Below are 24,231 nucleotides of genomic sequence, written 5' to 3'. Positions count from 1 at the left end.
CTGGCTCAGTTCCAGCAAGGCCAGCTTCGGTCCACGACCATCACCCATACCACACCCTAACAACCTGACAACGAATCAACGACTCAGGACACTAGGTCGGGTTTGCCATCGGGCAGCTGGGCATCCACGGGCCGCGACGCGCTGACCACATCCGCCGCGCTGTGGCGCAGCGGCACCGGACTGCTCGACACTCAGGGCATGCACCTGCTGCTGATCGCCGACACCCACCTCCCGAAACGCGCCAAGGCCCTGCCATCGGAGATCTGGGACGCGGTGGCAACAGCCGACACCGTCATCCACGCCGGCGACTGGGTCGATGTCGCGCTGCTCGACGAACTCGAGGCGCGAAGCGCACGGACGATCGGGGTGTACGGCAACAACGATGGCCCACAACTGCGAAGCCGGCTCCCCGAAATCGCCCGCGCCGAGCTGGGCGGAGTCCGGCTCGCCGTGATCCACGAGACCGGCCCCGCACGGGGCCGGGAAGCCAGATGCGATCGGTTGTTCCCGGACACCGACGTGCTCGTGTTCGGGCACAGCCACATCCCGTGGGACACCACCACGCCCGGCGGTCTTCGACTGCTCAACCCCGGCTCTCCCACCGATCGTCGCAGCCAACCGCACTGCACATACTTGACCGCAGACATCTCCGGCGAGCAGATCCGCAACGTCGTGCTCCACCGCCTACCACCGCGTTGCACCGGCTGACCCCCGGGTTGGCAGCCGAGCACCTCCCGTCGCAGACGACCGGAGGTGCGCTGTCGCCCGGCGTGCAGGAAATTCGATCCCGCGGTGCACCAGGACGATGGCTACCGCTGCCTGTGCGTCGACGGGGCTCTTCGCGTTATGACGCCGGGGCGGGCCCCGTGCCGCATCGGAACGAGCAGAGCCATCGTCCCGTTCCTATTTCGACGAGGACGGATTTTGAAGCCATCATCTCCTCAATAGTCCGCCGAATCGTCGTCGGACATGTCCGGCTCGGCGGAGTAGCCGCCATCGAGCGAGCTCGGATCGACCGAGTAGCCACCGTCGAGCATGTCCGGGTCGGCGGAATAGCCGCCGTCGGACATGTCCGGGTCGGCGGAGTAGCCGCCGTCCGTCATGCCCGGGTCGACGGAATAGCCGCTATCGGACATGCCCGGGTCGACCGAGTAGCCGCCATCGAGCGAGTCCGGGTCGACCGAGTAGCCACCGTCGAGCGAGCCCGGGTCGACCGACATGTTCGGTTCGGCGGAGTAACCGCCGCCCGACATGTTCGCATCCGCCGACATTCCGCCCATGTCGTCCGTGCCGGGGAGGCACATGCCGGCGCCCTGCTCGGACGCGGCGGTCGCGGCTCCCGCGTCGGCGGGGTCCACTTCGTGCGGGAGGTCCTCTTCGGGCACCATCTCCATGCCGCGGACCGCGTCGACGCCTTCCCCGACGATGCCGCCCATTCCTTCGCCGACGCTGCCAAAGGCCCAGCCTGTTCCGGCCGGGCCGAGCTCCGCACCGGCAGCGCTCCCGATCACGCCGCCGATAGCTTTTCCGGCCTGCTCGCCCGCGTGCTCGTCGCTGAAGTCGCCTTCCTGGACGGGCCCGGGGAACGGGACGCCGCTGTCGTTCGGATATCCAGGATTCGCTTTCGGTCCCACGTCTTGCACAGAACCCTCCTTCCCGGCCCGCCGAACCGAACGTGCACTCCAGCACGGGGTCCGACCCGGCGGGCACCGATGTCCGGCTCAAGTGACCCGCTGCCGAACGGCAGCGGGTCGCGACCACCCCGCGGTCACCCGGTCGGCCCGACGAGGTCGCCCAGCATCCCTTCGCAGGTGCGGATCAGGACCTGGGCGGCGGCGACCGACTGCCGCAGGCTCGCCGGGCTTTCCGCCCGGCCCTGCCAACGGGCCAGCGCCTCCTGCGCGGCATTTCGGATCGCCCCCTGGTCGGCCTCCGGTGCCAGCCCGAGGCGGCGGGCCGGGGCGATTCCGGAACTCCCCAGCAGGCGCTCGGCTTCCGCGACCTCCTCCTCGGTGAGTCCGGCGGGGTCTTGTCGCAGGGAGTTGAGCAACCGGAGCTCGGCGATCTCATGGGCGCCGGCCCACACCCGCTCCACCTCCGCGACCAGTTGTTTGTTCCCCTCCAACGGCATTTGCCGCAGCACCGTGCCCAGCGCCTGCAGCGCCGACCGGGCCTTGAGCACTTCGGCCCGGGCCGCGAACTGGGTGCCCAGCGCCGCGACGAGCTGCCGCAGCCCGGAGTTCTCGATGAGCATCGCGGCCAGCTGCGCGGAATTGCCGCACTTGCCCGACCTGATCAGCTCGATGCCCAGCCTCAGTCCGTACATGCCCAGGCGGTCCAGCAGGCGGCGCCGCCCTTCGGCGTCGACCTCGGCGGGGCAGTCCAGCTTGATGAAGCGGTCCACCGAAACCAGTGTCGGCGCCAGTTCCTCGGCCGGTGCCCTGGCCAGCAGTTCCAGCCCGTGGAATTCCTCCTCGCGCAGGGTCCGCCCGGTGTAGGCGAGCAGCCCGGTCACCGGCAGCACCGTCTGGCACAGCCGACGCACCTGCTCGCTCTTCCGGTAGGAATCGGCCACGCGCGCCGCGCTCGCCATCGAATCCATCTTGCCCGCACCGATCTCGTCGGCCCGCGACAGCACGCCCACCGCGTTGACCGGTGTCGGTTGCACGATGTCGTCGTCGTGGAACGCCTCCAGCAACCGGATGTCCTCGCGGTGCGCGTAGCGCATCAGGTACAGCACCGCATCGGCCGGCGTGACCCGGCCGTTCGCCGGGGTCAGGAAGTCCTGGGCCCGCTCGGAGATGTCCGTCGACACCGAACCGATCCCCGGCGTGTCGATGAGCATGAAGTTGCGCAGCGCGGTGGACGGCCACTCCACGACCAGCCGCTCCACGTCCGCGGCCCGGGCGCCGCCGAGGTCGATTCGGATGGCGCGGCTGTCCGGGCGGGCGTACCGCACCTCGCGCGCCTCCCCCTGCCTGGGCTGCAGCACCACGCGACAACTGTCGCCGTGCTGGAACCAGGTGACGATACGGGTGCACTCGCCCGCGTCGGTGGCCGCCAGCTCCTCGCCGATCAGCGCATTGAGCAGGGTGGACTTGCCGGCCTTGACCTTGCCCGCGATGGCCACCCGCAGCGGTTGCCGAACCCGCACCGCGAGGGTCTGCAGCGATGCCTCGGCCGGGGTGCCGGCGTAGGCGGTGGCCGCCGACCGGATCACCCCGTCAACCTGCTGGATGAGCGATGAGTTGTTCATCCCGCACCCCGCCTTCACTTGCCCGGAAGAGCGTTTCGGCTTTCCTGCGCAGCATTGCCACGGACTTGCGGGCCTGCTCCATCTCGGGCAGGCGGCGCTCCCGCTGGTCCTTGTCGGCCCGCAACGACTTCTTCGCCGCCGCCACCGATTGCGCCGCCGCGTTCTGCAGCTCCGCCGCGCGTTCGGCATAGCCCTGCCGCATCTCGCGCTGCATCCGGCGGATGGTGTCCTTGGAGTCCTTGGCGACGTGGAACTTCAGGTCCTCGGTGTACTGGTTGACCGCCGCCTTGGCCTTCTGGCGGCGTTCCTGCACGTCGCGCTTGGCCCCGGAGCGCAGTCCGCCGACACCGCTGAGGACGCCGAAGGCCATCGACACCGGGTTCATCCCGGACATCAGCGCCACCCGGCCCACGGTCTTGAACAGCAGCATGCCGGTGCGCATCCCCTTGGTCTTCAGGCTGGCCTTGACGATCTCGACGTTCTCGGCCGCCTCCTCCAGCTCCTTGATCAGCTCCGTGGGGGCCTCGGCGTGCACTTCGACCTCGGCGCCCTGCTGCTCCTCGGCGAACTGCTCGGCCACCGACTTGCCGAGCTCGGCGACGCGTTGTTGGAGCAACGTGTAGTTCTCCACCACCTCCGCGGTCAGCCGGCGCCGCATCCACGCCTGGATCTCCTCCCAGGTCTTCGCCGGATCCCCTTCGTTGATCGCCTTGTTGGCCTCCCGGGTGAGGTCCCGGAACCGCCGCCGCATGTCGAAGTCCACATCGGACGAGATGTTGCCGAAACCGTCACCGAGCGTCTGCTGCCAACGTGCCCCGGCGGCGCGCAACGCCTCGGCCTTCTTGCCCGCCTCCTGCAGCTTCGCGACGAGCTCCTTGCCCTGCTCGGGATCGGCCAACGTCTTCTGCCGGGCCGCCAGCACCTGGTCGACCTGGCCCAGCACGTCGCGGAAGTTCGCGGTGACCGCGGCCAGGGTGAGCCGTTCGATGTTGGCGACCACCTTCTGCCCGAGGTAGGCCAGCAGCGGCACGCAACCGGACTCCGCGAACAACCGCTTGTCGCGTTTCAGCGCGGCCTGCGCCTGCAACGCGGTGGCCACCGGGAACACCGGGATCTCCAGCCCCGCGGCGCGCAGGTGCGCCTTGTCCTGCTCGACGATCTGCCGCCACTGCGGGTAGAGGTCGATCTTCGTCACCGCGCAGACGACGCTCGGGCAGAGGTTCTTCGCGGATTTGAGCAGTTCGATCTCCGTCGCGGTGAGTTCCTGCGCGGCGTCGGTGGCGAACACCAGCGCGTCGGCGGCCGACAGCACGCCGTAGGTGGGCGCCTCCGCCGTCTCGCTCAGACCGCCGACCGGCGTGTCCACGAAGGTCACGCCCTGCGACAGCAGCTGGTTCGGAATGCCCACGTCCACCCACATCAACTTGCCGCCCTTGTCGTTCGGCGGAGCCTCGGTGACCTGCCTGGGGATCTCCCGCAGCGGCGCGGCCACCCGGCTGGCCTCCTTCTTGCCGTTGCCGGTCGGCTGGTAGGTCAACGTGACGGCGGGCTTCTCGGCGTAGGTGATCGACATCGGTACGGCGGTGGACGCGGTGTCCACCACCGGGCAGATCGGCACGTTGACCAACGCGTTGACCAGCGAGCTCTTGCCCTTCTTGAATTCGCCGACCACGACGATGCGGATCAACCGCTTCTTCCGGTCGGCCAGGTGCTTCCGGTCCGCGTTCAACCGCCGGACCAGGTCCTTGCGCCCGCTCTTCTCGGCGAGCCTGCTGGCCGCGGCCAGGACGGCTTCGACGCCGTCCACCCAGTGCGCGGAGCCCCCCTCGGGGGGCTTGGGTTGCTGCGATGGCCCTGTCATTGCCGCCCACCCGACCCCGTTACCGTCAAAGTCCACTGTGGATGTACATCGGTCAGATCCCGAAGAAGTCGCTGATGGCGTCGCCGGCGTCCTCCAGGGCACCACCGACCTCATCGACCACGTCGGTCACCGTCTCCGCGGCGTCGTCGAACACCTCGCCCGCCGCCTCGCCGACGTCGGTGAAGGTGTCACCGATGTCGCTGACCGCCTCCGTGCCGAAATCCCAGACGTCCGTGAGCTCGTCGTCGAATCCGATGTCGGTCACCAAGTCCCAGGTGAAGTCACCGACCGCGTCGGCCGCGTCGTCGATGGCATCGTCGACACCGGCGTCGCCGAGCCATTCGCCGAACTCGCTGCCGAGCCAGCCACCGGCTGCGGCTCCCAGCGGCCCGAGGAACATCCCGCCGACTGTCGCGCCCGCGACACCGCCGACCGCCGCGCTGTAGTCGCCTTCGAGGAGGTCATCGACGCCCGAGGCGAGACCCCCGACGCCGAGCGCGCCGCCGCCCAGGTCCACCGCGGTGTCCAGCATGCCGCCCCAGTCACCGCTCAAGACCTCGGTGGCCACGTCCGCGTATTCCCCGACACCGAGCGCGTCGGCCGCGACACCAACCGCTTCGTCGGCCAACCCGCCCCAGTCGCCGCTCAAGACGCCGGTAGCCACGTCGTCGATCGGACCGAGATCGCCGACACCGAGTTCCTCGGCCGCGGTACCGAGCAGACCGCCCCAGTCACCGTTGTAGAGGTCGGTGGCCGCCTGGCCGAAATCGCCGATACCGAGCCCGCTGGCCACGTTGTCGGCCAGCCCGCCGATGTCGCCGCTGAGCAGACCACCGATGTCTCCGCCGAGCTCGCCGAGCCCGACGTCGCCGATCGTGGTCGTCACCGAACCGGCCAGGTCGCCCCACTCCCCGCCGAGCATGTCGTCGGCGACCGTGGTGAAATCGCCGAACCCCGTCCCGGACAGGGTGTCCCCGGCGTACGAGCCCCAGTCGGTGCCGGTCAGCGTCTCACCGGCCCAACCGCCCAACTCGGCGCCGGCGGCGGAGGTCGCGGCGCTGACCGGGGCGCCCAGCCAGCCCGGGTCGTGCAGGGACGGCTCGAAGATTTGGAGCAAGGCCGGATTCGAGAACGGATCACCCTGCGCCCACGGCAGCGTGGTCGTGGTCGTAGTGGTGGTCGTAGTCGTGGTCGTGGTCCAGCCGCCGGTGTCCCAGCCTCCAGGACCGCCCCAGCCGCCGGTGTCCCAGCCTCCAGCACCGCCCCAGCCCCCGGTGTCCCACTCCCCGGGGAGGATCCCGGTGTCCCAGCCTCCGCCGTCCCAGAGCCCGGACGTATCCAAGCCCGTCGTGTCGTCCCCCGTGTCCCACAGGTCCTGCCCGGACTCGCCGAGCAAGCCGCCCGAAGTCTCGTCCATCGCCGGTTCGGTGGTGCCCGGTTCGGTGGTTCCCGGCTCGGTGGTGCCCGGCTCGGTGGTGCCCGGCTCGGTGTAGCCGGAGAGGTCGTCCTGGACGCCCGTCTCGGCCGCGGTGCCGGCTCCCAGCGGCTCCCTCATGTCCTCGCCGCCGAAGTACCCGGTCGGACCCGCTACGCCGTGGGCGTCCAGGTCGCGCAGCCTGTCCAGGTCCTCCTGGCTGAGATCCTGCTGTTCCGCGGCCAGGCCCTCGTCTTGCGTCGTCGAGTAGTCCGGGTGCTCGTACTCGGTGTGCGGCGCCAGGCTCTCGTAACCGGGCTCAGCCGGCTGTACGTCATCCCACGCCCCGCGCTCCGGCTGCTCATAATCCGTATGCGGCGCCAAACTCTCATACCCAGGCTCAGCCGGCTGCACGTCATCCCACGCCCCGCGCTCCGGCTGCTCATAATCCGTATGCGGCGCCAAACTCTCATACCCAGGCTCGGCCGGCTGCACGTCATCCCACGCCCCGCGCTCCGGCTGCTCATAATCCGTATGCGGCGCCAAACTCTCGTAACCAGGCTCAGCCGGTTCCACCTCCGGCTGATCCCCGGTCCCGGAGTGCTCGTATCCCGCCTCGGAAGCCCAGCTTTCACCCCCGGGGAACTGGTATTCCATGGTTGTGTACTCGCCGGTGTCGGAAGTCTCCCCGGCGGGTTGGTCCACGTCCTCCGTCAAGTATTCGGGAGCCTCGTCGACCACCTCCGTGGGCTCGGCCCCGTAGTCCGCCGGCTCATCGACCGCGTAGTCGGATGGATCGGTGTAGGCGACGTCGGTGGAATCCTCAGCGGTGCCGTAGTCGGATGGATCGGTGTAGGCGATGTCTGTGGAGTCCTCGGCGGCGTCGTAGTCGGACGTCTCGGCGGTGTAGTCCGTCTCGGCTGAGTAGTCGGTATCTGCCGAGTAGTCGGTATCTGCCGAGTAGTCCGTCTCGGCCGAGGAATCGGTTTCGGCGGAGTAGTCCGTCGTTTCCGCTGCCGTGTAGTCCGTCGTTTCCTCGGCAGAGAAGTCCGTGGTCTCGTCGCCGGCACCCGTGTCAGCGACCATCTCCTCGTCCATGTCTTCCCGCCTCGTGTCGTGGGTGGTCGTCCACCCGGACGCCATCACTGGTTGTGGGTGCCCTGGTTGGTGCCGTCAGTTCCTCCATCGCCGGTCTTCGGAGGGCTTTCGTCAGTGGGCCTCGGGTGATCGGTCCCGGAACCGCCGCCGGTACCGCCGCCCCCGGAGCCACCGCCGGATCCGTGGTCCGTGCCACCGCCGGAACCGCCCCCGGAGCCGCCGCCGGATCCGTGGTCCGTGCCACCGCCGGAACCGCCCCCAGAGCCGCCGCCGGATCCGTTGTCGGTGCCACCACCGGAACCTCCGGAACCGCTATCGGTGCCCCCTCCGGAACCACCGCCCGTACCGCTGTCCGTACCGCCGCTGCTACCGGAGTCGGTGCCGCCCGGCTGGTTCGGGACGTAATTCGGCGTCGGCGCAGGGGCCGACGGTGCTACCGCAGGTGGCGGAGGTGCCCCGGAGAGCCCCGACAACAACGTCCAGCCGCCCCAACCCGCGCCCCCGAGCAACAAGACCACAACGACCACGAGCGTGATCACTCGCGCGCGCCGCTCCTTCAGCGCTGCGGGGACCTTCAGCGACGGCATCGAGGGCTTCGAAGGCATCTTGAGCGGCGAGCTCGGTGGTGCGACCGGTGCGGCCTCGGGCACGTAGCCGACCGTTTCCCGGGGTGCGGCAGCGACCGGAGCGGGTTCCGGCTCGTCAGGTGCCGACGGCTCCGCCGCGGCACGCTGCTGCGGTACCGGCTCCGTCGGTGCCGGCTCCGGCTGCACCGGCGCCGGCTCGCTCGGCGCCTCCTGCGGGACGCCTACCGGTGGGCCCAACTCCGCAGCGGGCTCGCTCATCCCGGCTAGCGCCGGGCTCGCGGCTGCGGACGGCGAAGCCGGGGTGAGCCGGCTGGCGGCTCGTTCGCGTGCGGTGATGGCCGCGCCGGAGGCGATCGCGTACTTCGGGGAGGCGTCGACCGCCACCGGCCTGCGCAGCTCCCCGGAGATCATCTGGGAGATCAGCGGGATCCGCGAGGATCCGCCGACCAGCAGCACCTTCTGCAGGTCCCCCGGCTCGATCTCGGCCGAACGCAGTGCGCGCAGGAGGTCCCGGATGGTTTCGGAGACGCTCGGCCGGATCATCTGCTCGAACTCCTGCCGGGTCAGCCGCACCTGCGTCTGGACCTGGGGCAGCAGCACCGGCACGACCGTCTGGGTGTCCTCCGACAACGCCTCCTTGGCGGCCGTGCATTCGGCTCGCAGGCGCAGGATGATCTGCCGGGTGTGCACGTCGCGCGGATCAAGTCCGTGCAAGGACTTCCCGGTGCTGCGCACGACGTGGGTCAGCACGGCCTCGTCGAAGTCCATACCGCCGAGGTGTTCGATGCCCTGCGATGCTCCGACCAGGTCGAATCCGCGCTCGCGCTTGGCCAGCACCGCCGCGTCGAACGTGCCGCCGCCGAGGTCGTAGACGGCGACGGTGTCACCGGCGTCGACCCGTTCCGCCGAGGCGTAGGAGATGGCCGCGGCCTCCGGTTCGGTCACCGTGGTGGCCCCGGTCAGGTCGGCCAGCTGGAAGCACTGGGCGAGCAGGTCTTGCTTGTACGGCCCCCAGTTCGCCGGGTGGCAGACCGTCACGTGCTCGGGCTGCTCGCCCCGCTCGCGGGCGACGGTGTCGACGGTCCAGCGCAGCAGCCGGGCCATCAGCGCGTCGGCGGAGAACGGTTTGCCGCCCAGGATGATCGGGGCCGGGTCGCCGAACCGGCGCTTGAACTCCCGGACCACGCGACCGGGGTCGGTGGCCGCCCGGCGGTGCGCGGCCTCGCCGACGAGGAAGTCGTCGGCGGCGGTCAGGAACAGCACCGACGGCACCTTCGGCGCGTGCTCACCTAGCGTGGCGACCTCGACTCGGTCCTCCACGGCGACTGCCGCCGCGGTGAAGGTGGTGCCGAGGTCCACCCCGAGCTGGTATCCCATCGAGGTCTGTCTCCTGTGCCAGCCCTGGTTCCCGTCCCGGTGGTGGTCTGCGGTACGCCTGGCGCACCCGCGGCCCGCCACCGCCATGTTCCGGCCGACTGCGCCGGAGCGGTGGTGCACCCACGTGGCAACCGCTGCGTCGTGGCCGCGCCCCATCTGCGTCCACACTCGTCCTGGTCGCCCTGTAGCCATGCGAACACGCCGAGTTTGCCCGGCAATAGCGCCGAAAGTCCCGTCTCAGGCGGGGAAATGCGCGCCAATCAAGGAATCCGTCGACAGCGAGAAGCGAATCGTTCGCCAAATGCCCCGAATGACTCGGTGGCAGGCAGAATCACCTTCTGCCGCAACCGTGTCTGGTGTGGACAGTTTCAGGAGTGGCGTTCGGGACGCGATGTGGACGGGCCTGCCAACCTCCGGAAGCACACCTGCACGTCGCAACGCTCGAATGGTCTCGTGCCCGTCGAACACGGGTTCTCGCGCCGTCCAGGAACAGAGTCCGGGCCTGACCGCAGGCCGCCCCTACCGGTTCTGCTGCGCGGGCGGCGTGGGCCTGTAGGGATTCGGGTGCGCTCTGTGTGCGGGAGTGGCACCCGCTCATCCGGGTGCGTAGGTGCGCCGGCAGAGTCCGCGTCTGGGTGAAGTCGCGCGGATGCGTCGCGTGTTCCTTCGTTCGAGACTGGGTCGATGGGCGAATTGGTCCGGAAGCGTGTTTGGGTCGAGGGAATCGTGCAGGGCGTGGGTTTTCGGCCCTTCGTCTACTCGCTGGCGACCGGCCTGGGGCTGGCCGGGCACGTCGGCAACGACGTGCACGGCGTGTTCGTCGAGGTGGAAGGGCCGGCGTCGGGAATCCGGCGGTTCCTCGGCATGCTCCGGGAGCAGGCTCCGCCGTTGGCGGTGGTGGCCCGGATCTCCGTCGCCGATGTCGCGGCCGTGGCCGAAACCGGGTTCCGGGTCGTCGACAGCGACTCGACCGGTTCGCGGGCGGCCCTCGTCTCCAGCGATAGCGCCACCTGCGCCGACTGCCTGGGCGAAATCACCGATCCGGACGACCGGCGGTCCGCTTACCCCTTCACCAACTGCACCAACTGCGGGCCGCGGTTCACCATCGTCCGGGACGTTCCGTACGACCGCCCGAACACGACGATGGCGGGATTCGCCCTGTGCGCCCGGTGCGAGGCGGAGTACCGCGATCCGGCGAACCGCCGGTTCCACGCCCAGCCGGTGTGCTGCCCGGACTGCGGGCCGCGGCTGCTGCTGACCGACCGCGGCGGCGCGCCCCTTCAGGGCGACCCCCTCGCCGAAGCGGTGGCGGTCTTGGCCCGCGGCGAAGTGCTGGCCGTGAAGGGCTTGGGCGGGTACCACTTGGCCGTGGACGCGACCAACAGCGATGCGGCGGCCACCCTGCGCAAGCGCAAGCACCGGGAGGACAAGCCCTTCGCGGTCATGGTGGCCTCGGTGGAGCAGGCCCGGTCACTGTGCGCGATCGACGATGCGGAGCAAGCCGCGCTCACGTCCCGGCGACGCCCCATCGTGCTGCTGGACCGGCTGCCCGCCGCCCCGGTCGCGCCGAGCGTCGCGCCCGGGAATCACCAGCTGGGCCTCATGCTTCCCTACACCCCGCTGCACCACCTGCTCCTGCGCCGCTTTCCCCGGCCGATCGTGCTCACCAGCGGCAACGTCTCCGACGAACCGATCGCCTACCGCGATGACGACGCTCTCGCACGGCTGGGCGACATCGCCGACGCGTTCCTGGTCCACGACCGGCCCATCCACGTCCGCACCGATGACTCCGTCGTCCGCGTGGTCGGCGGCCGCACGATGCCGGTCCGGCGGTCCCGCGGCTACGTGCCGGAACCGGTGACGCTGCCGTGGCCGTTCCCGCAGCCGGTGCTGGCCTGCGGTGCCGAGCTGAAGAACACCTTCGGCGTCGCCAAGGGCGAGCACGTCTTCCTCTCCCACCACATCGGCGACCTGGAGAACTACGAGACGCTGCGGTCCTTCACCGCCGGGATCGAGCACTTCTGCCGGCTCTTCGACGCCGAACCGCGGGTCGTCGCCCACGACCTGCACCCCGAGTACCTGTCGACGAAGTACGCGGCGGAGCTGGACGGCATCGAGCTGGTCGGGGTGCAGCACCACCACGCGCACATCGCATCCTGCCTGGCCGACAACGGCGAATCCGGCCCCGTGCTCGGAGTGGCGTTCGACGGGACCGGGTACGGCGGCGACGGCTCGATCTGGGGCGGGGAGTTCCTGGTCGCCGACCTGACCGGCTTCCGCCGGCAGGGCCATCTGGAGCCGGTTCCGCTGCCCGGGGGAACGACCGCCATCAAGCAGCCGTGGCGGGCCGCGGTCGCCCACCTCGCCGAGTGCGGGAACCTGTCCCCGGATCTCGATGTGCTGCAGCGCAACGCGAACTGGGCCGAAGTCGCCGCGCTGTCTCGATGGGATCGCCACGCGCCGCCGACTTCCAGCGCCGGGCGGCTCTTCGACGCCGTGGCGGCGATCCTCGGCGTGCGGGACCTGATCAACTACGAGGGCCAGGCCGCCATCGAGCTCGAACAACTCGCCGACACCACGGAGGCGGGCGAATACCCGGTGTCGATCAGTGGCGGGCCGGTGTTGCGCGTTCGCGGCGCGGACCTGGTGCGCTCGGTCGTCGCCGATCTCCGTGCCGCAACGCCGCTGCCGGTGATCGCCGCGCGGTTCCACAACGGGTTGGCGGCGGCGGTCGTGGACGTTTGCGGCCGGCTGCGGGATTCCACCGGGATCGGCACCGTGGCCCTGTCCGGCGGTGTCTTCCAGAACGTCCTGCTGTTGCGGCGCGTCATGATGCTGTTGGACCGCAACGGGTTCCGCACGTTGCTGCATTCGCAGGTTCCGGCCAACGACGGCGGGATCAGCCTGGGGCAAGCCGCCGTCGCCGGTGCGCTGTGCCGCGCACGGCGCTAGGCAAGCACTTGCTTGTCCAGCCAGGCGTACCAGGCGTCGAGGCCTTCCCCCGTCGAGACCGACAGGGGCTGCACCCGGGCGCCGGGATTGGCGGTGGACGCGGCGTCGGTGAAGCGGGCCACGTCGAAATCGACGTGGGGCAGCAGGTCGATCTTGTTGAGCAGCACCAGGTCCGCCGAGCGGAACATGTGCGGGTACTTCAGGGGTTTGTCCTCCCCCTCGGTCACCGACGCGAGGACCACCCTGGCGCGCTCGCCGAGGTCGAACAGCGCCGGGCACACCAGGTTCCCGACGTTCTCGACGAACACCACCGAACGGTCCGGCGGTCGCAGGGCGCGCAGGGCGTCGGACAGCATGGCCGCGTCCAGGTGGCATCCCGTTCCGGTGTTGATCTGCACCACCGGGCATCCGCTCTCCCGCAATCGTGCCGCGTCGAGGCCCGTTTCCTGATCGCCTTCGACGACCGAGAGCGGGGCGCCGTCGAATTCCCGCACGGTGCGGGCCAGCAGGCTGGTCTTGCCGGAACCGGGCGAGCTCATCAGGTTGATCAAGGCGATCCCCCGGGACTGCGCGCGGTCCCGGTTCCCGGCGGCGAGCCCGTCGTTCTTGGCCAACACCTGCTGCTCCAGGACCACCGTCCGCGATGATTCCTCGTCACAGCCGCACGTGCCGCACATCTACCCCACCTCCACGGCCTTGATCCGAAGTTCTTGTCCGGCGAGGATCGCGATGTCGACGCCGCCGCACGGGCAGCGCGCGAGCAGCTCGTCCATCGCGATCTCCTGTCCGCACGAGCGGCATTCGCCGCGCCCGGCCGGTTCTGCGATGGCCAGGTCGGCCGTCGACAGCCGGGTGCCGTCCGCCACGAGCTCGAAGCAGAACCGGATCGCATCCGGCACCACGCCGGAAAGCCGCCCGATCTCCAGGTGCACGCGCTCGATGACCGGCTCGTCCACCGCCTCCAGGACGGCGTCCACGATGCTCTGGGTGATGCCGAGCTCGTGCAAGGCTCAGCAGATCCGCGGTAGTGGATCGCCGACCAGCAGATCGACGATCCGGGTGCCGCCGAAGGTCGTGTTCAGCAGCACCAGCCCGGGTGGATCGTCACCGATGCGCCCGATCAAGGCGGCCTGCTCCCCCAGCGGATTCGCGCGCATCGCCTCCAGCGCCGTCTCGGCCTGCCCGCCCGGGACGACCGCGACGATGCGTCCCTCGCAGGCCACGTAGAGCGGGTCGATGCCCAGCAGTTCCGAGGCGCCCCGGACCTCGGTGCGCACCGGTACCGCCGCTTCGTCGACGACGACGGCCACCTGAGCGGCCTGGGCGATCTCGTTGAGGATCGTCGCGACACCGCCGCGCGTGGCGTCGCGCAGCGCTCGGACCTCCGGCACCGCGGTGAGCAGGTCCGCGACGAGCCCGTGCACCGGCGCGGTGTCGGAGACCACGTCGGAGTCGATGTCCAGTTCTCCCCGGGCGAGCATCACCGTCACGCCGTGATCCCCGATCGGTCCCGAGACCAGCACGGCATCGCCCGGACGCGCCGTGCGGACACCGAGCCGGTGATCGGTGTGCAGAACGCCGACGCCCGAGGTGTTGATGTAGCAGCCGTCGGCCTTGCCCTTCTCCACGACCTTGGTGTCGCCGGTGACCACCTCGACGCCGGCCGCCCGCGCCGCGGTCGCCATCGACTCGACGATGCGGCGCAGGTCGGCGACCGGAAACCCCTCCTCGATCAGGAAACCCGCCGAGAGGTACCGCGGCGTCGCACCGGAGACCGCGAGGTCGTTGACCGTGCCGTTGACCGCCAGGTCGCCGATGTTCCCACCGGGGAAGAACAGCGGTGACACCACGAACGAGTCGGTGGTGAACGCCAGCCGCCCCCCGTCGACCGCGAGTTCCGCGCCGTCTTCCAGCTGCTCCAGCATTTCGTTGCGGAACGCCTCCAGGAACACGGCCTCGACGAGCGTCTGCGTCGCCTTCCCGCCGGATCCGTGCGCGAGCGTGATCCGCTCCTCCTTCACCTTCGGCTTGCGGCGACGGGCCTTCTCGATCCGGTCGAGCACCTGCTGCTCGGCGTCGAGTTCGGCCAGCTCGCCGCGGCGCTCGGTGCTCACGTCCGGCTCGCCTCCTTGACCCGGTCCCGGCTGAACCGCCCGAAGTTGTAGTACGCGGCGCACGCGCCCTCCGGCGAGACCATGCAGGTGCCGATCGGTGTTTCCGGCGTGCACGCGGTGCCGAACACCTTGCACTCCCACGGTTTGAGGACTCCCTTGAGCACCTCACCGCACTGGCATGCCTTGGGATCGGCCACCCGCACGCCCGGCAGCTCGAAGCGCCGCTCGGCGTCGAACCGCGCATAGGCGTCGCGGAGCCGCAGCGCCGAGTGCGAGATGAAGCCGAGGCCGCGCCACTCGAAGTACGGGCGCAGCTCCATCGTCTTGGCGATCGCTTCCAAGGCGGTCGTGTTGCCGTCCCACGGCACCACGCGCTTGTACTGGTTCTCCACCTCGCAACGGCCCTCGGCCAGTTGCTTGAGCAGCAGGTAGATCGACTGCATGATGTCCAGCGGCTCGAAGCCCGAGACCACCACCGGCTTGCCGTAGTCCCGGGCGATGAACTCGTACGGCCGGCAGCCGATCACCGTCGACACGTGCCCCGGGCCGAGGAACCCGTCCAGCCGCAGGTCCGGGGAGTCCAGGATCGCCTTGATCGCCGGGATGATCGTCACGTGGTTGCCGAAGACGGAGAAGTTCTCCAGCCCTTCCTGCTCCGCCCGCAGCAGCGTCATCGCCGTCGACGGGGCGGTGGTCTCGAACCCGATGGCCATGAACACCACGTGCCGGTCGGGGTCCTGCCGGGCGAGCTTCAACGAGTCCAGCGGCGAGTACACCATCCGGATGTTGGTGTCCTCGGCGTTGGAGTCGAAGAAGTTCCCGTTGCTGCCGGGCACGCGCATCATGTCGCCGAAGGAGGTCATGAGGACCCCGGGCCGGCGCGCGATGTGGATGGCGTCGTCGACCCGGCCCATCGGGATCACGCACACCGGACACCCGGGTCCGTGCACCAGGTGCACGTTCTCCGGCAGGTAGTCCTCGATGCCGTGCTTGTAGATGGTGTGGGTGTGCCCGCCGCAGACCTCCATGAACTTGTACTGCCGTCCCGGCTCGCACAGCGCGGCGATCTCGGCGGCCAGCGCTCTCGCCTTGTCCGCGTCCCGGTACTCGTCGACGAATCGCATCGGTCCCCCCACTCACTCGATGCGCGAATCCTGCAGCGCGTCGATCTCGTCGGTGTAGGTCTGCCCCAGGCCCTCCAAGAACTCCAGCACCGCGCGAGCCTCCGCTTCGTCTATTGTGGACAATGCGAAGCCGACGTGGATCAGGATCCACTGCCCCGGTTCCGGTGGTTCCCCGAGGAGCCCGATGTTGATGTTGCGGCGGACTCCGCTCACCTCGACCTTGGCGAGGTCCGGCCGGTCCGGGAGGATCGCCAGGACCTCACCGGGTATCGCCAGGCACATCGGCGGCTCCTCCCGCTTCGTCCAACGCCAGCAAGGTCATCTCCCAAAGCGCGTGGTAGAGCGTGGTCTGCGCCTCCTGGATGCGGTGCACCGAGGCGGACGGCACCACGAAGAGGTGGTCGATGTGCTCGGACTCGCCCATCCGGCCGCCCTTGTCGCCGGCGATGCCCACGGTGAGCAACCCGCGCTGCGCGGCTTCCTCGAAAGCCCGCAGCAGGTTCGCGGAGTTCCCGCTGGTGGACAGGCCCACCGCGATGTCCTGGCGGCGGCCGAAGGCACCGATCTGGCGGGCGAACACCACGTCGAACCCGATGTCGTTGGACAGCGCCGTGACCACCGCGATGTCGCTGGTCAAGCCGATCGCCGGGAGGGCGCGCTCCGCTCGGCCCGGGCTCAGGAACAGGCTGGCGAGGTCTTGGGCGTCGGTGGAGCTGCCACCGTTGCCGAAGGTGAGCAACCGGCCGCCGCGGGCGAAGCGGTCCGCCATCGCCGTTGCGCACGCGATGATCTCGCCGCGGTACCGGTCCAGGACCGCGCCGCGGAGATGCACGATCTCCCGCGCCTTGTCCTGTGTGGACGCCCGGACTTCGTCGAGCACCGCATCGACATCGCCCTCCGCCCTCGACAAGAACGGGTACAGCGAGCCCATGGCATCAGTACCGGCATCCACGAGCGGTCACCCCTTCACGATCCCGATCGACTCACCGGCGTGGACCAGCACCGTGTCCCCGGGACGAGCCGACACCAGCGCGACGCTGACGACTTCCTCACCCGCTTCGGTGGCCACGGCCGCGAGCCCGTCGTCCAGCAGCCGCAGCACCTCGACCGCCACGACCTCGTCCGAGCAGGTCACGCACGAATCCCCGCGGCAGGTCTCCGCGGGTTCCCCGGCCGTCACGCGATCGCCTCCCGCCGCAACGCGCCCGGGTGTTCGAAGAACACGTGAACCAGTTCCCAGAGGATGTGGTACGTCGTCACGTGCACTTCCTTGACCACTCGCGGGTCACGCGCGGCGGCGATCAGCACGTGGTCGAGCCCGGAACGGGCGATGCGCCCGCCGTCGCCGCCCAGCAGTCCGACGGTCAGCAGTCCCTGCCCGCGCGCTTCGGCCAGGCCGCGCAGCACGTTGCCGCAGCCGCCATCGGTGGAGATGCCCAGCGCGATGTCGCCGGGGTCGGCGAGGTGGCGGATCTGGTGGGCGAAGACCTCGTCCAGGCCCGCTCCGGTGGCGACGCCGGTCACCGTTGCCACGTCCGAGGTCAACGAGATCGCCGGCAGTGCCCGCTTGCCCACGATCACGGGATGCACGAACTCGACGGCCACGTGCTGGGCGTCCGTGCTCGGCCCGCCGTTGCCGAACACGATGAGCTTGCCGCCCTCGTGGAACCGGGTGGCCATCACATGGCACGCGCGTGCGACCTGCTCGGCGTCCCCCACCAACGCCTGCAGCGGTGCCACCCGTCGTTCGAAGATCTCGTCGACGGCTCGCCCGGCGGCCTCCTCGGACCACGGCATCAGGTCACATCCTCACTCGCGATCATGCGGTGCCCCCCGAAGCAGCTTGCGCGGCGGAGCGAGTTCAACTCCTGCGCCGCGCCTGAGACGCTAAAGGCGGTGCCCCGCCGGGACAACTCGATCTGCTTTGCCCTCAAGGACATTCGAGTCGCTTTCACATGTCGTGCAGGCCGCCTCCCGACCGGGCATCGATGGCGATTTCGCGCGAAATCGCCGCCCTGCGTCCCCGGCGGTCACGTCACGCGTGCCCGCGTACTCGATCTGAATCGGCCCCTTCGCCGGCGCTCGCCCCCCGGATCGGGCGACCGGCGAGCACATCGTCCACAACGGACAGGACGACACCGGCGATGCGCTTTCCACCGTCCGGTTCACCGCGTTCCGCGTCGCCGCAGCCGACCACGATGACCTGGCCGCACCGGTGAGCCGGGGTCAACGGCAGATCCGCGAGCCCGGTGGAGCCGACTTCCCCGATCGGCCCGGCGCGCAGCACGACCGCGGCGTCGAACTCCTCCAGCGCCCGCGCCAGGTCCTGCCCTCGAACACCGAAATCAGCGACGCGCACCCCGGGCGGGAGGTCGCATCCACGCAGGTGTTCGACGACCCTGCGCACCGCGCATTCGCCCGGCTTGACGGCGTCGCCGCCGAGGGCTGCGACGAGGACCCGGTGCTCACCCGCATCGGAAACCGGTTCGAGCTCGTCCGGGTCGAAGAAGAACCGGTGGCCCAGTTGGCTCATGCGACCGAGGTCCGCCGCGGTGTCGCCGACCAGCGACACGAGCACGTAAACCCGGCCGTCCGCCCCGCGCTCGACGCCGTCCACCTCGGCGAGCCTCCCCGCCAGCGCGATGTCGACGATGTCGGCGCGCCGGGAAGGCCGCAGCCGGACCCGCATCCCGACGGCCGGAAGCGGTTCGGCGCCGGCGGTCACGACGTCCCCCGCGCGGTGTCCAGATCGGCGACGAGCTCGCGAACGACGGCCGCGGCCGCATCGACCGACTCCGCCACCGGCTCGGTGAGTCCCCACCGGTAGGAGCAGTCCGCGGGCTCGCAGCCGACGACCAGGGCCCTGCTCAGAGGCACGCCGAAACCCGCGCAACAGCCGAGCACCGAGTCCGGGTTCATGCCGTGGCCGTCCACGCCGGCCGCAGGTTCGATCGCCGCCAGGTCGGGTTCGAGGACCGAGACGGTTCCCGGCACCTCGCCACGCGCCACCGCGTCGACCAGGACGAGCACGTCGTAGCCGTTCATCAGCTCGTAAGCCAGGTGCATGCCCCGGATGCCGAAGTCCGCGACCGTCGCGCTCGGCGGCGGGTCTTCCGCCAACCGGGCGGCGACCGCGACGCCGAACCCGTCGTCGCCCAGGAAGACATTTCCCACGCCCGCGACCAGGATCCGCCCCCGTCGGGGAGAACGTCCTTCGCGCAGCACGGCATCCGACACGACACGTGCCTTACCCATTCCATCGCCTTCCGCAGATCGATCGCCGCTAGGGCGTGCCTTCCCGGCGCGCGCCGCCGCGGAAGTTGATGGCCATCCGCCACATCCTGATTTCTCGCACCAACCCGGGCAGTTCTCTCAGCAACAGCGCCGCCAACCCCGCGCCGATCAAGGCTGCCTGCAATATAAGGACTTTCCTCGCCATTCGAGCCTCCCTCCCGATCAACCCGGCGAGACGTTCGGCATGATCTCGAGAATCGCGTTGTGGTGCTTCGACTGGATCCCGGTCGAACGGCGGGCGTCGGCCGTGCCGTCGGCGTGGTGCCCCGCCTGCCGCCGGGACGGGCCATGGTTCCCCTGGTGCAGGCCCGGGACGTGACTGGGCGTATCGACCTTCACGTCCTGCTTGCCGACCTTGATCTCACCCATCGCAACTCCTCCGGTCTTCGGCCAGCTCCGCGAAGAATCGCTCGATCGCCGGCCACACGGTTGAACCGCCGGACAGCCCGCTCCACTCCTGGCGCACCACGGCGACCAGCCGGAAGCAGTCCTCGATGGGAACGATCCAGTGCTCCCGCTGCCCGCGTGCGGTGTTCACCAGCAGCGCCTCGACGTCCCGGGCCATCGTCCCGAGCTCTGCGTGCCGGTCCACGACCTCCCCCCAAACGCACGGATCGACCTCCCACTCCGTGGCTCCCACGGGGCTGGGGTAATGGGCGACCACGGTGCCGTCCGACTTCACCGTGACGAAGACCAACCCGACCGGGACGCCCAGGCTTCCCGTGGGCACGGGGTCCAACCGCTGCCGCCGCTGCGGCACGAGCCGGAAGTGATCGCCGCCGGCGGCATCCCGGTCGAACAGCACCGAACATGCCCGGCAGGCGCACATGAGCTCGCCCCGCCCCAGGTCCAGCACGTGGCGGTGCTCGTCGGGAACCGGAGCGCCGCAGACGTCGCAGGGCTGCCCTTCCGCACGCCGGCGGGCTTGCCGAGCCAGGCGCTCCAGTGCCGCGGACCTCACGCCTGCCTCCGCGCGCTGCCCCGGGCGCGGCTCAGCACGGCATCCACCGGGATCGTCGATGGCGTGGCCGGCTGCGCCACGTCGACCTCCGCTACCTCGGGCACCAGGGCCAACACCGTTTCGGTGATCGCCCGTGCCACGTCGGCGGACGTCGACGAACAACTCCCGCGCACTCCGGTCAGCCGCACCCGCGCGACGTTCCCCGCCACCTCGGTCAGCTCCACCTGCCCGCCGCGCGACTCGACGTGCGGGCGGACGTCGTCGATGGCCTGCCGCACGCGCTCGGCGACCGGATCCGGATGGATCTCGTGCAGGACCATCAGGTGCTTCAGCAACTCGTCCTGGGTGAGCGTTCGGGCGAGCGGCCCGCCCAGGTCCACGACCCTGCCCAATGCCTCGCCGTAGACCTCGATCAGGATCTGCACCGATTCCATCGCCGCGTCGGCGGTCGGCCCCGGCGCCTGCTCGACGGTCGCGAGCAGGTCGTCGACTCGGGCGAGCCGCTCCTGGACCGCCGCGTCGTCGAGCCTGCTCCGGTCAGGCATGCGCTCCTCCGAAGGTGGGCGAATGCACTTTCCGGAGCTCCCGGCCGCCTCCCAGGTACATGTGCACGCCGCAGGGCAAGCACGGGTCGAAGCTGCGCACCGTGCGCATGATGTCGATGCCCTTGAAGTCGTCGGCGCCGTTCTCCTCGAAGATCGGCGTTCCGCCCACCGCGTCCTCGTACGGGCCGGGCACGCCGAAGCTGTCCCGCGGACTGGCGTTCCACGGGGTCGGCGGGTACGGGTGGTAGTTCGCGATCTTCTTGTCCTTGATCACCAGGTGGTGCGAGAGCACTCCGCGGACCGCCTCGTGGAACCCGCATCCGATGGCCTCGTCGGGCACCTCGAAATCCGTGAAGATCCGGCTGTCGCCGGCTCGCACCTGCTCCAATGCCTGCTCGGTGAAGTGCAGCGCCATGGCCGCGGCGTAGGCGACGAAGTACACCCGCGCCCGGTCCCGCTCGATCGCGTTCGACAGCGGCTTTCCCGCCTTGTCGTGCGGAATGCGCCATTCGAGCGTCGTCTCGGGAAGCTTGTCGCTGCGCGGCAGGGAGATCTGCACGCTCGACCCGGTCGCCCGGACGTAGGGCGTGTCGACGAGACCGTTCAGCGCGGTGGACCACAGCCGCGCCAGCGGCCCGCCGCCGGTGTCCAGCGCCAAGTGGTTCTGCCCGTCGAACCACCGCGGGCTCATCACCCAGCTGTAGTTCCCGTCGAAGTCGCGCTTCTGCGGGACGGGCACGGTCGTCTGGTTCCACGGGTGGCGCATGTCCACCGGGTTCCCCAGGGGATCACGGGTCACGAACGGTTCCTCGTTCACCCAGTCCTCGTAGAACGAGCTCCCGAGCAGGATCCGGATGCCCAGGTTGATGTCGACGAGGTCGTTCGTGACGAGTTCGCCGTCCACGATGACGCCGGGCGTCACGTGCATCGCCTTGCCCCACTCGCTCATCGTCTCGTAGCGGTAGTCGCAGACGTCGGGGTTCTGCCACGCGCCCCAGCACCCCAGCAGCACCCGGCGCCTGCCGACCTCCTCGTACCCCGGCAGCGCCTCGTAGAAGAAGTCGAAGACGTCGTCGTTGAGCGCGACGGACTTCTTCACGAAGTCCAGGACCCGCACCAGCCGGGACAGGTAGTCGGTGAAGGTCGTCGGCTCGGGCATCGTCCCCACCCCGCCCGGGTACATCGTGGACGGATGCACGTGCCTGCCTTCCATCAGGCAGAACATCTCCCGCGTCACCCGGCTGATCTGCAGGGCCTCCTTGTAGATCTCGCCCTCGAAGGGGTTGAACCCCCGCATGATGTCGGCGATCGTGCGGTAGCCGTGCACATCCCGGTTCTTGGCCTCGGCGGACTCCGCGCGCCGCAGCAGGGTCGGGTTGGTCTCCTTGACGATCGCCTCGCAGAAGTCCACGAAGACCATGTTGTCCTGGAAGATCGTGTGGTCGAACATGTACTCGGCCGCTTCGCCGAGGTTGACGATCGTTTCCGCCAGCGGAGGCGGTTTGATCCCGTAGGCCATCTGCTGCGCGTAGTTGGAGCACGCCGTGTGGTTGTCGCCGCAGATGCCGCAGATCCGGCTGGTGATGAACCCCGCGTCACGCGGGTCCTTGCCCTTCATGAACACCGAGTAGCCGCGGAACAACGATGACGTGCTGTGGCATTCGGCGACCTCGCCGTTGGCGAAGTCGATCTTGGTGTACACGCCGAGGTTGCCGATGATCCGGGTGATCGGATCCCAGTTCATCTCGACGAGCTTGCCCTGCTTCGGTCCAGCGCTGGTTCCGCGATCGGCCATGGTCCGGTTCTCCTGCTCTCCTCGTCAGCCGCTGCCTACGGACGCCAACGGGGGTCGTAACCACTCGTCAGCGCCGGCTGCTTGTGATGCCACTTCGGTTCCTTGTTCGCGACCCTGTTGGTGATCCCGCGCATCCGCCGGATGAACGATCCGTAGGGCTTGGCGAGGATGCTGGACAGGCTCGCCCCGGTCGGTTCGTCCATGAACGGCATGAACATGTCCGGGAATCCCGGCATGGTGCAGCCGATGCAGATGCCGCCCACGTTCGGGCAGCCGCCGACCCCGGATATCCAGCCGCGCTTGGGCACGTTGCAGTTGACCACCGGGCCCCAGCAGCCGACCTTCACCTGGCACTTCGGCGAGTTGTAGTCCTTGGCGAAGTCGGCCTGCTCGTAGTAGCCCGCCCGATCGCAGCCCTCGTGCACGGTCTTGCCGAACAGCCACTGCGGCCGCAACTTCTCGTCCAGCGGCGGCGCCGGCGCGGCTCCCGCGGCGTGGTACAGCAACCACGTCAAGGTCTCCATGAAGTTCTCCGGTTGCACCGGGCACCCCGGGATGTTGATGATCGGGAGCCCGCCGCGGGACTTGAACTCCCAGCCCAGGTAGTCGGCGAGCCCCATGCACCCGGTGGGATTGCCGGCCATCGCGTGGATCCCGCCGTAGGTCGCGCAGGTGCCGGCCGCGACCACGGCCCACGCCTTCGGCGCGAGGCGGTCGAGCCACCAGTTCAGCGGCAGCGGCTCACCGGTCTCCGGGTCGTTGCCGAACGACGTCCAGTACCCGTCGCCTTCGATGACGTTCTGGTTCGGGATGGAGCCCTCGATCACCAAGACGAACGGCTCCAGCTCCCCGCGCGCCGCGGCGCGGAACGGCTGGAGGAACTCCTCCCCGCCGGGCGTGGGTGAGAGGACCTTGTTGTGCAGGTTGACCTTCGGCAGCCCCGGGATGAGGCCGAGCACCACGTCCTCGATCGCGGGTTGTCTCGACGCCGTCACCGAAACGGTGTCGCCGTCGCAGCTCATCCCCTCGGAGATCCACAGGATGTCGATCTCCTCGAACCCACTTCGTCGCGCGGCGCGGCTCATCTCCTGCTTCCGCGTCTCCAGCTCGTCGTCGGCAGTCATGTCGCGGGCCTCCCCTGCAACCGATCCCGTATCCGGTCGTACCCGAGCAGTTCCTTCTGGCGCAGTTCGTGCGGCAACGTGCCGTCCCCTTCGCACAACCTGCCGAGCGAGTCGGGGTCGCCGCACGGCTGCTCGACCGTGCGGTGGTCGTGTGCGATCAGGTCCTCCTGCTGCATCAGGTGCCGTCCCCTCGTGCCCCGGTGGCGTCGCGCAGCGAGCGCATCGTGCCGTGCAGCCGCGCCAGGACCTCCGGCGGCATGCCGTCCACGCGGTCGAGGATCTCGGCGGCACGAGGATCAGTGGCCCGCGCTTCGCGCTTCTCCGCATCGGTGAGCGCGAGTGTCAGCAGGGACAACATCTCGTCGATCTCGGTCGCGTCGTGCAGATCACCCGGGCTTTCCGGGGCCACTTCGGGGTGATCGGGCAGGAGGATGGGCGAGGACAGCACCAGGTCGGTGTCATCGCCGATGAGGACTGGGAACGCGTGGACGTTGCGACTGGCGGCCACCGCGGCCGAGAGCTCACCGGGCGGGTCCATCATGGAGCAGAACTCCAGTCCGCGTCCGCTGATCAGCAAGTGGGTGGCCACCAGCGAACGCCGCAGGGCCGCCGGGCGAGACGCACCGGCAGGCACATCGCGATCGCGATTCTCGACTCGAACGCGCAGGCGGTAGGCCCCGCCTCCTACCCTTTCGGCGACGGCGGACAGCGACGCGGCGATGCCCTCCG

Annotated in this window: 24 protein-coding genes and 1 pseudogene; 2 read left to right on the top strand and 23 right to left on the bottom strand. The window is 69.6% G+C overall.

The window, feature by feature from the left end; all coding sequences use genetic code 11:
* The first annotated feature begins 198 nt into the window (after positions 1-198).
* Entirely contained in the window at positions 199-708 is a 510-nt protein-coding gene (locus ACWEV3_RS42685) for a metallophosphoesterase family protein (RefSeq protein WP_452619382.1), read from the top strand.
* A 233-nt stretch (positions 709-941) separates the two neighbouring features.
* Here ACWEV3_RS42685 and ACWEV3_RS42680 read toward each other — a convergent pair whose 3' ends face one another.
* From ACWEV3_RS42680 to ACWEV3_RS42660, 5 genes are all read right to left on the bottom strand, one after another.
* Entirely contained in the window at positions 942-1,643 is a 702-nt protein-coding gene (locus ACWEV3_RS42680; RefSeq protein ID WP_452619379.1) for a hypothetical protein, read from the bottom strand.
* A gap of 125 nt (positions 1,644-1,768) precedes the next feature.
* Positions 1,769-3,256, bottom strand: coding sequence for a dynamin family protein (locus ACWEV3_RS42675; RefSeq protein ID WP_452619378.1), 1,488 nt, complete (start codon positions 3,254-3,256; stop codon positions 1,769-1,771).
* Positions 3,225-5,117 carry a dynamin family protein gene (locus tag ACWEV3_RS42670; protein ID WP_452619377.1) on the bottom strand — a complete coding sequence of 631 codons (1,893 nt, stop codon included), beginning with the start codon at positions 5,115-5,117 and terminating at the stop codon, positions 3,225-3,227. The genes ACWEV3_RS42675 and ACWEV3_RS42670 overlap by 32 nt, the downstream gene beginning before the upstream one ends.
* Before the next feature lie 52 nt (positions 5,118-5,169).
* A complete protein-coding gene (locus ACWEV3_RS42665; protein ID WP_452619376.1) occupies positions 5,170-7,629 on the bottom strand; it encodes a hypothetical protein in 2,460 nt (819 codons plus the stop codon).
* Between the two features lie 44 nt (positions 7,630-7,673).
* Positions 7,674-9,593, bottom strand: coding sequence for an Hsp70 family protein (locus ACWEV3_RS42660; RefSeq protein WP_452619375.1), 1,920 nt, complete (start codon positions 9,591-9,593; stop codon positions 7,674-7,676).
* A gap of 684 nt (positions 9,594-10,277) precedes the next feature.
* Between ACWEV3_RS42660 and hypF the strand changes: the two genes are divergently transcribed.
* Complete coding sequence (hypF, locus tag ACWEV3_RS42655) at positions 10,278-12,545, top strand: carbamoyltransferase HypF (protein ID WP_452619374.1); 2,268 nt, start codon at positions 10,278-10,280, stop codon at positions 12,543-12,545.
* On the opposite strand, the gene hypB is transcribed toward hypF, so the two are convergent.
* The 18 genes and pseudogenes from hypB to ACWEV3_RS42565 all read right to left on the bottom strand — a co-directional run.
* Positions 12,542-13,222, bottom strand: a complete 681-nt coding sequence (gene hypB / locus ACWEV3_RS42650) for a hydrogenase nickel incorporation protein HypB (RefSeq protein WP_452619373.1) — start codon at positions 13,220-13,222, stop codon at positions 12,542-12,544. The two genes, hypF and hypB, sit on opposite strands and share 4 nt — an antisense overlap.
* Positions 13,223-13,552, bottom strand: coding sequence for a hydrogenase maturation nickel metallochaperone HypA/HybF (locus ACWEV3_RS42645; RefSeq protein WP_452619372.1), 330 nt, complete (start codon positions 13,550-13,552; stop codon positions 13,223-13,225).
* A gap of 3 nt (positions 13,553-13,555) precedes the next feature.
* Entirely contained in the window at positions 13,556-14,659 is a 1,104-nt protein-coding gene (gene hypE, locus ACWEV3_RS42640; protein ID WP_452619371.1) for a hydrogenase expression/formation protein HypE, read from the bottom strand.
* The gene (gene hypD, locus ACWEV3_RS42635; RefSeq protein WP_452619370.1) at positions 14,656-15,783 is read right to left on the bottom strand and encodes a hydrogenase formation protein HypD; all 1,128 of its coding nucleotides are present in this window, start codon (positions 15,781-15,783) and stop codon (positions 14,656-14,658) included. Before hypD ends, hypE begins: the two co-directional genes overlap by 4 nt.
* A 12-nt stretch (positions 15,784-15,795) precedes the next feature.
* Complete coding sequence (locus tag ACWEV3_RS42630; protein ID WP_358573892.1) at positions 15,796-16,065, bottom strand: HypC/HybG/HupF family hydrogenase formation chaperone; 270 nt, start codon at positions 16,063-16,065, stop codon at positions 15,796-15,798.
* A complete protein-coding gene (locus ACWEV3_RS42625) occupies positions 16,043-16,714 on the bottom strand; it encodes a D-sedoheptulose-7-phosphate isomerase (protein ID WP_452619381.1) in 672 nt (223 codons plus the stop codon). Before ACWEV3_RS42625 ends, ACWEV3_RS42630 begins: the two co-directional genes overlap by 23 nt.
* A gap of 27 nt (positions 16,715-16,741) precedes the next feature.
* Positions 16,742-16,918 carry a hydrogenase assembly protein HupF gene (locus tag ACWEV3_RS42620; RefSeq protein WP_452619369.1) on the bottom strand — a complete coding sequence of 59 codons (177 nt, stop codon included), beginning with the start codon at positions 16,916-16,918 and terminating at the stop codon, positions 16,742-16,744.
* Positions 16,919-16,959: 41 nt separating this feature from the next.
* The gene (locus ACWEV3_RS42615; protein ID WP_452619368.1) at positions 16,960-17,580 is read right to left on the bottom strand and encodes a D-sedoheptulose-7-phosphate isomerase; all 621 of its coding nucleotides are present in this window, start codon (positions 17,578-17,580) and stop codon (positions 16,960-16,962) included.
* Positions 17,581-17,818: 238 nt separating this feature from the next.
* Entirely contained in the window at positions 17,819-18,508 is a 690-nt protein-coding gene (locus ACWEV3_RS42610) for a hypothetical protein (RefSeq protein ID WP_452619367.1), read from the bottom strand.
* A complete protein-coding gene (locus ACWEV3_RS42605) occupies positions 18,505-19,038 on the bottom strand; it encodes a hydrogenase maturation protease (RefSeq protein ID WP_452619366.1) in 534 nt (177 codons plus the stop codon). The genes ACWEV3_RS42610 and ACWEV3_RS42605 overlap by 4 nt, the downstream gene beginning before the upstream one ends.
* A 28-nt stretch (positions 19,039-19,066) precedes the next feature.
* Positions 19,067-19,222, bottom strand: coding sequence for a hypothetical protein (locus tag ACWEV3_RS42600; RefSeq protein WP_452619365.1), 156 nt, complete (start codon positions 19,220-19,222; stop codon positions 19,067-19,069).
* Positions 19,223-19,239: 17 nt separating this feature from the next.
* Positions 19,240-19,446, bottom strand: a complete 207-nt coding sequence (locus tag ACWEV3_RS42595) for a hypothetical protein (protein ID WP_452619364.1) — start codon at positions 19,444-19,446, stop codon at positions 19,240-19,242.
* Positions 19,439-20,038 (bottom strand): DUF5947 family protein, encoded by a 600-nt coding sequence (locus tag ACWEV3_RS42590; RefSeq protein ID WP_452619363.1) that lies wholly within the window; start codon positions 20,036-20,038, stop codon positions 19,439-19,441. The genes ACWEV3_RS42595 and ACWEV3_RS42590 overlap by 8 nt, the downstream gene beginning before the upstream one ends.
* Entirely contained in the window at positions 20,035-20,583 is a 549-nt protein-coding gene (locus tag ACWEV3_RS42585) for a NifU family protein (RefSeq protein ID WP_452619362.1), read from the bottom strand. The genes ACWEV3_RS42590 and ACWEV3_RS42585 overlap by 4 nt, the downstream gene beginning before the upstream one ends.
* Positions 20,576-22,378, bottom strand: a complete 1,803-nt coding sequence (locus tag ACWEV3_RS42580) for a nickel-dependent hydrogenase large subunit (protein WP_452619361.1) — start codon at positions 22,376-22,378, stop codon at positions 20,576-20,578. The genes ACWEV3_RS42585 and ACWEV3_RS42580 overlap by 8 nt, the downstream gene beginning before the upstream one ends.
* A 35-nt stretch (positions 22,379-22,413) precedes the next feature.
* On the bottom strand, positions 22,414-23,463 hold the full coding sequence (locus tag ACWEV3_RS42575) for an NADH-quinone oxidoreductase subunit B family protein (RefSeq protein ID WP_452619380.1): 1,050 nt from the start codon (positions 23,461-23,463) through the stop codon (positions 22,414-22,416).
* A gap of 35 nt (positions 23,464-23,498) precedes the next feature.
* The gene (locus ACWEV3_RS42570) at positions 23,499-23,678 is read right to left on the bottom strand and encodes a hypothetical protein (RefSeq protein WP_452619360.1); all 180 of its coding nucleotides are present in this window, start codon (positions 23,676-23,678) and stop codon (positions 23,499-23,501) included.
* Positions 23,678-24,231: pseudogene (locus tag ACWEV3_RS42565) on the bottom strand (hypothetical protein); the annotation flags it as partial. The gene ACWEV3_RS42570 and the pseudogene ACWEV3_RS42565, both read right to left, overlap by 1 nt.

This window comes from Saccharopolyspora sp. NPDC003752, from assembly GCF_053605825.1.
Note: the sequence above shows the minus strand (reverse complement) of the source record. Positions and strands in the feature narration are given on the sequence as shown.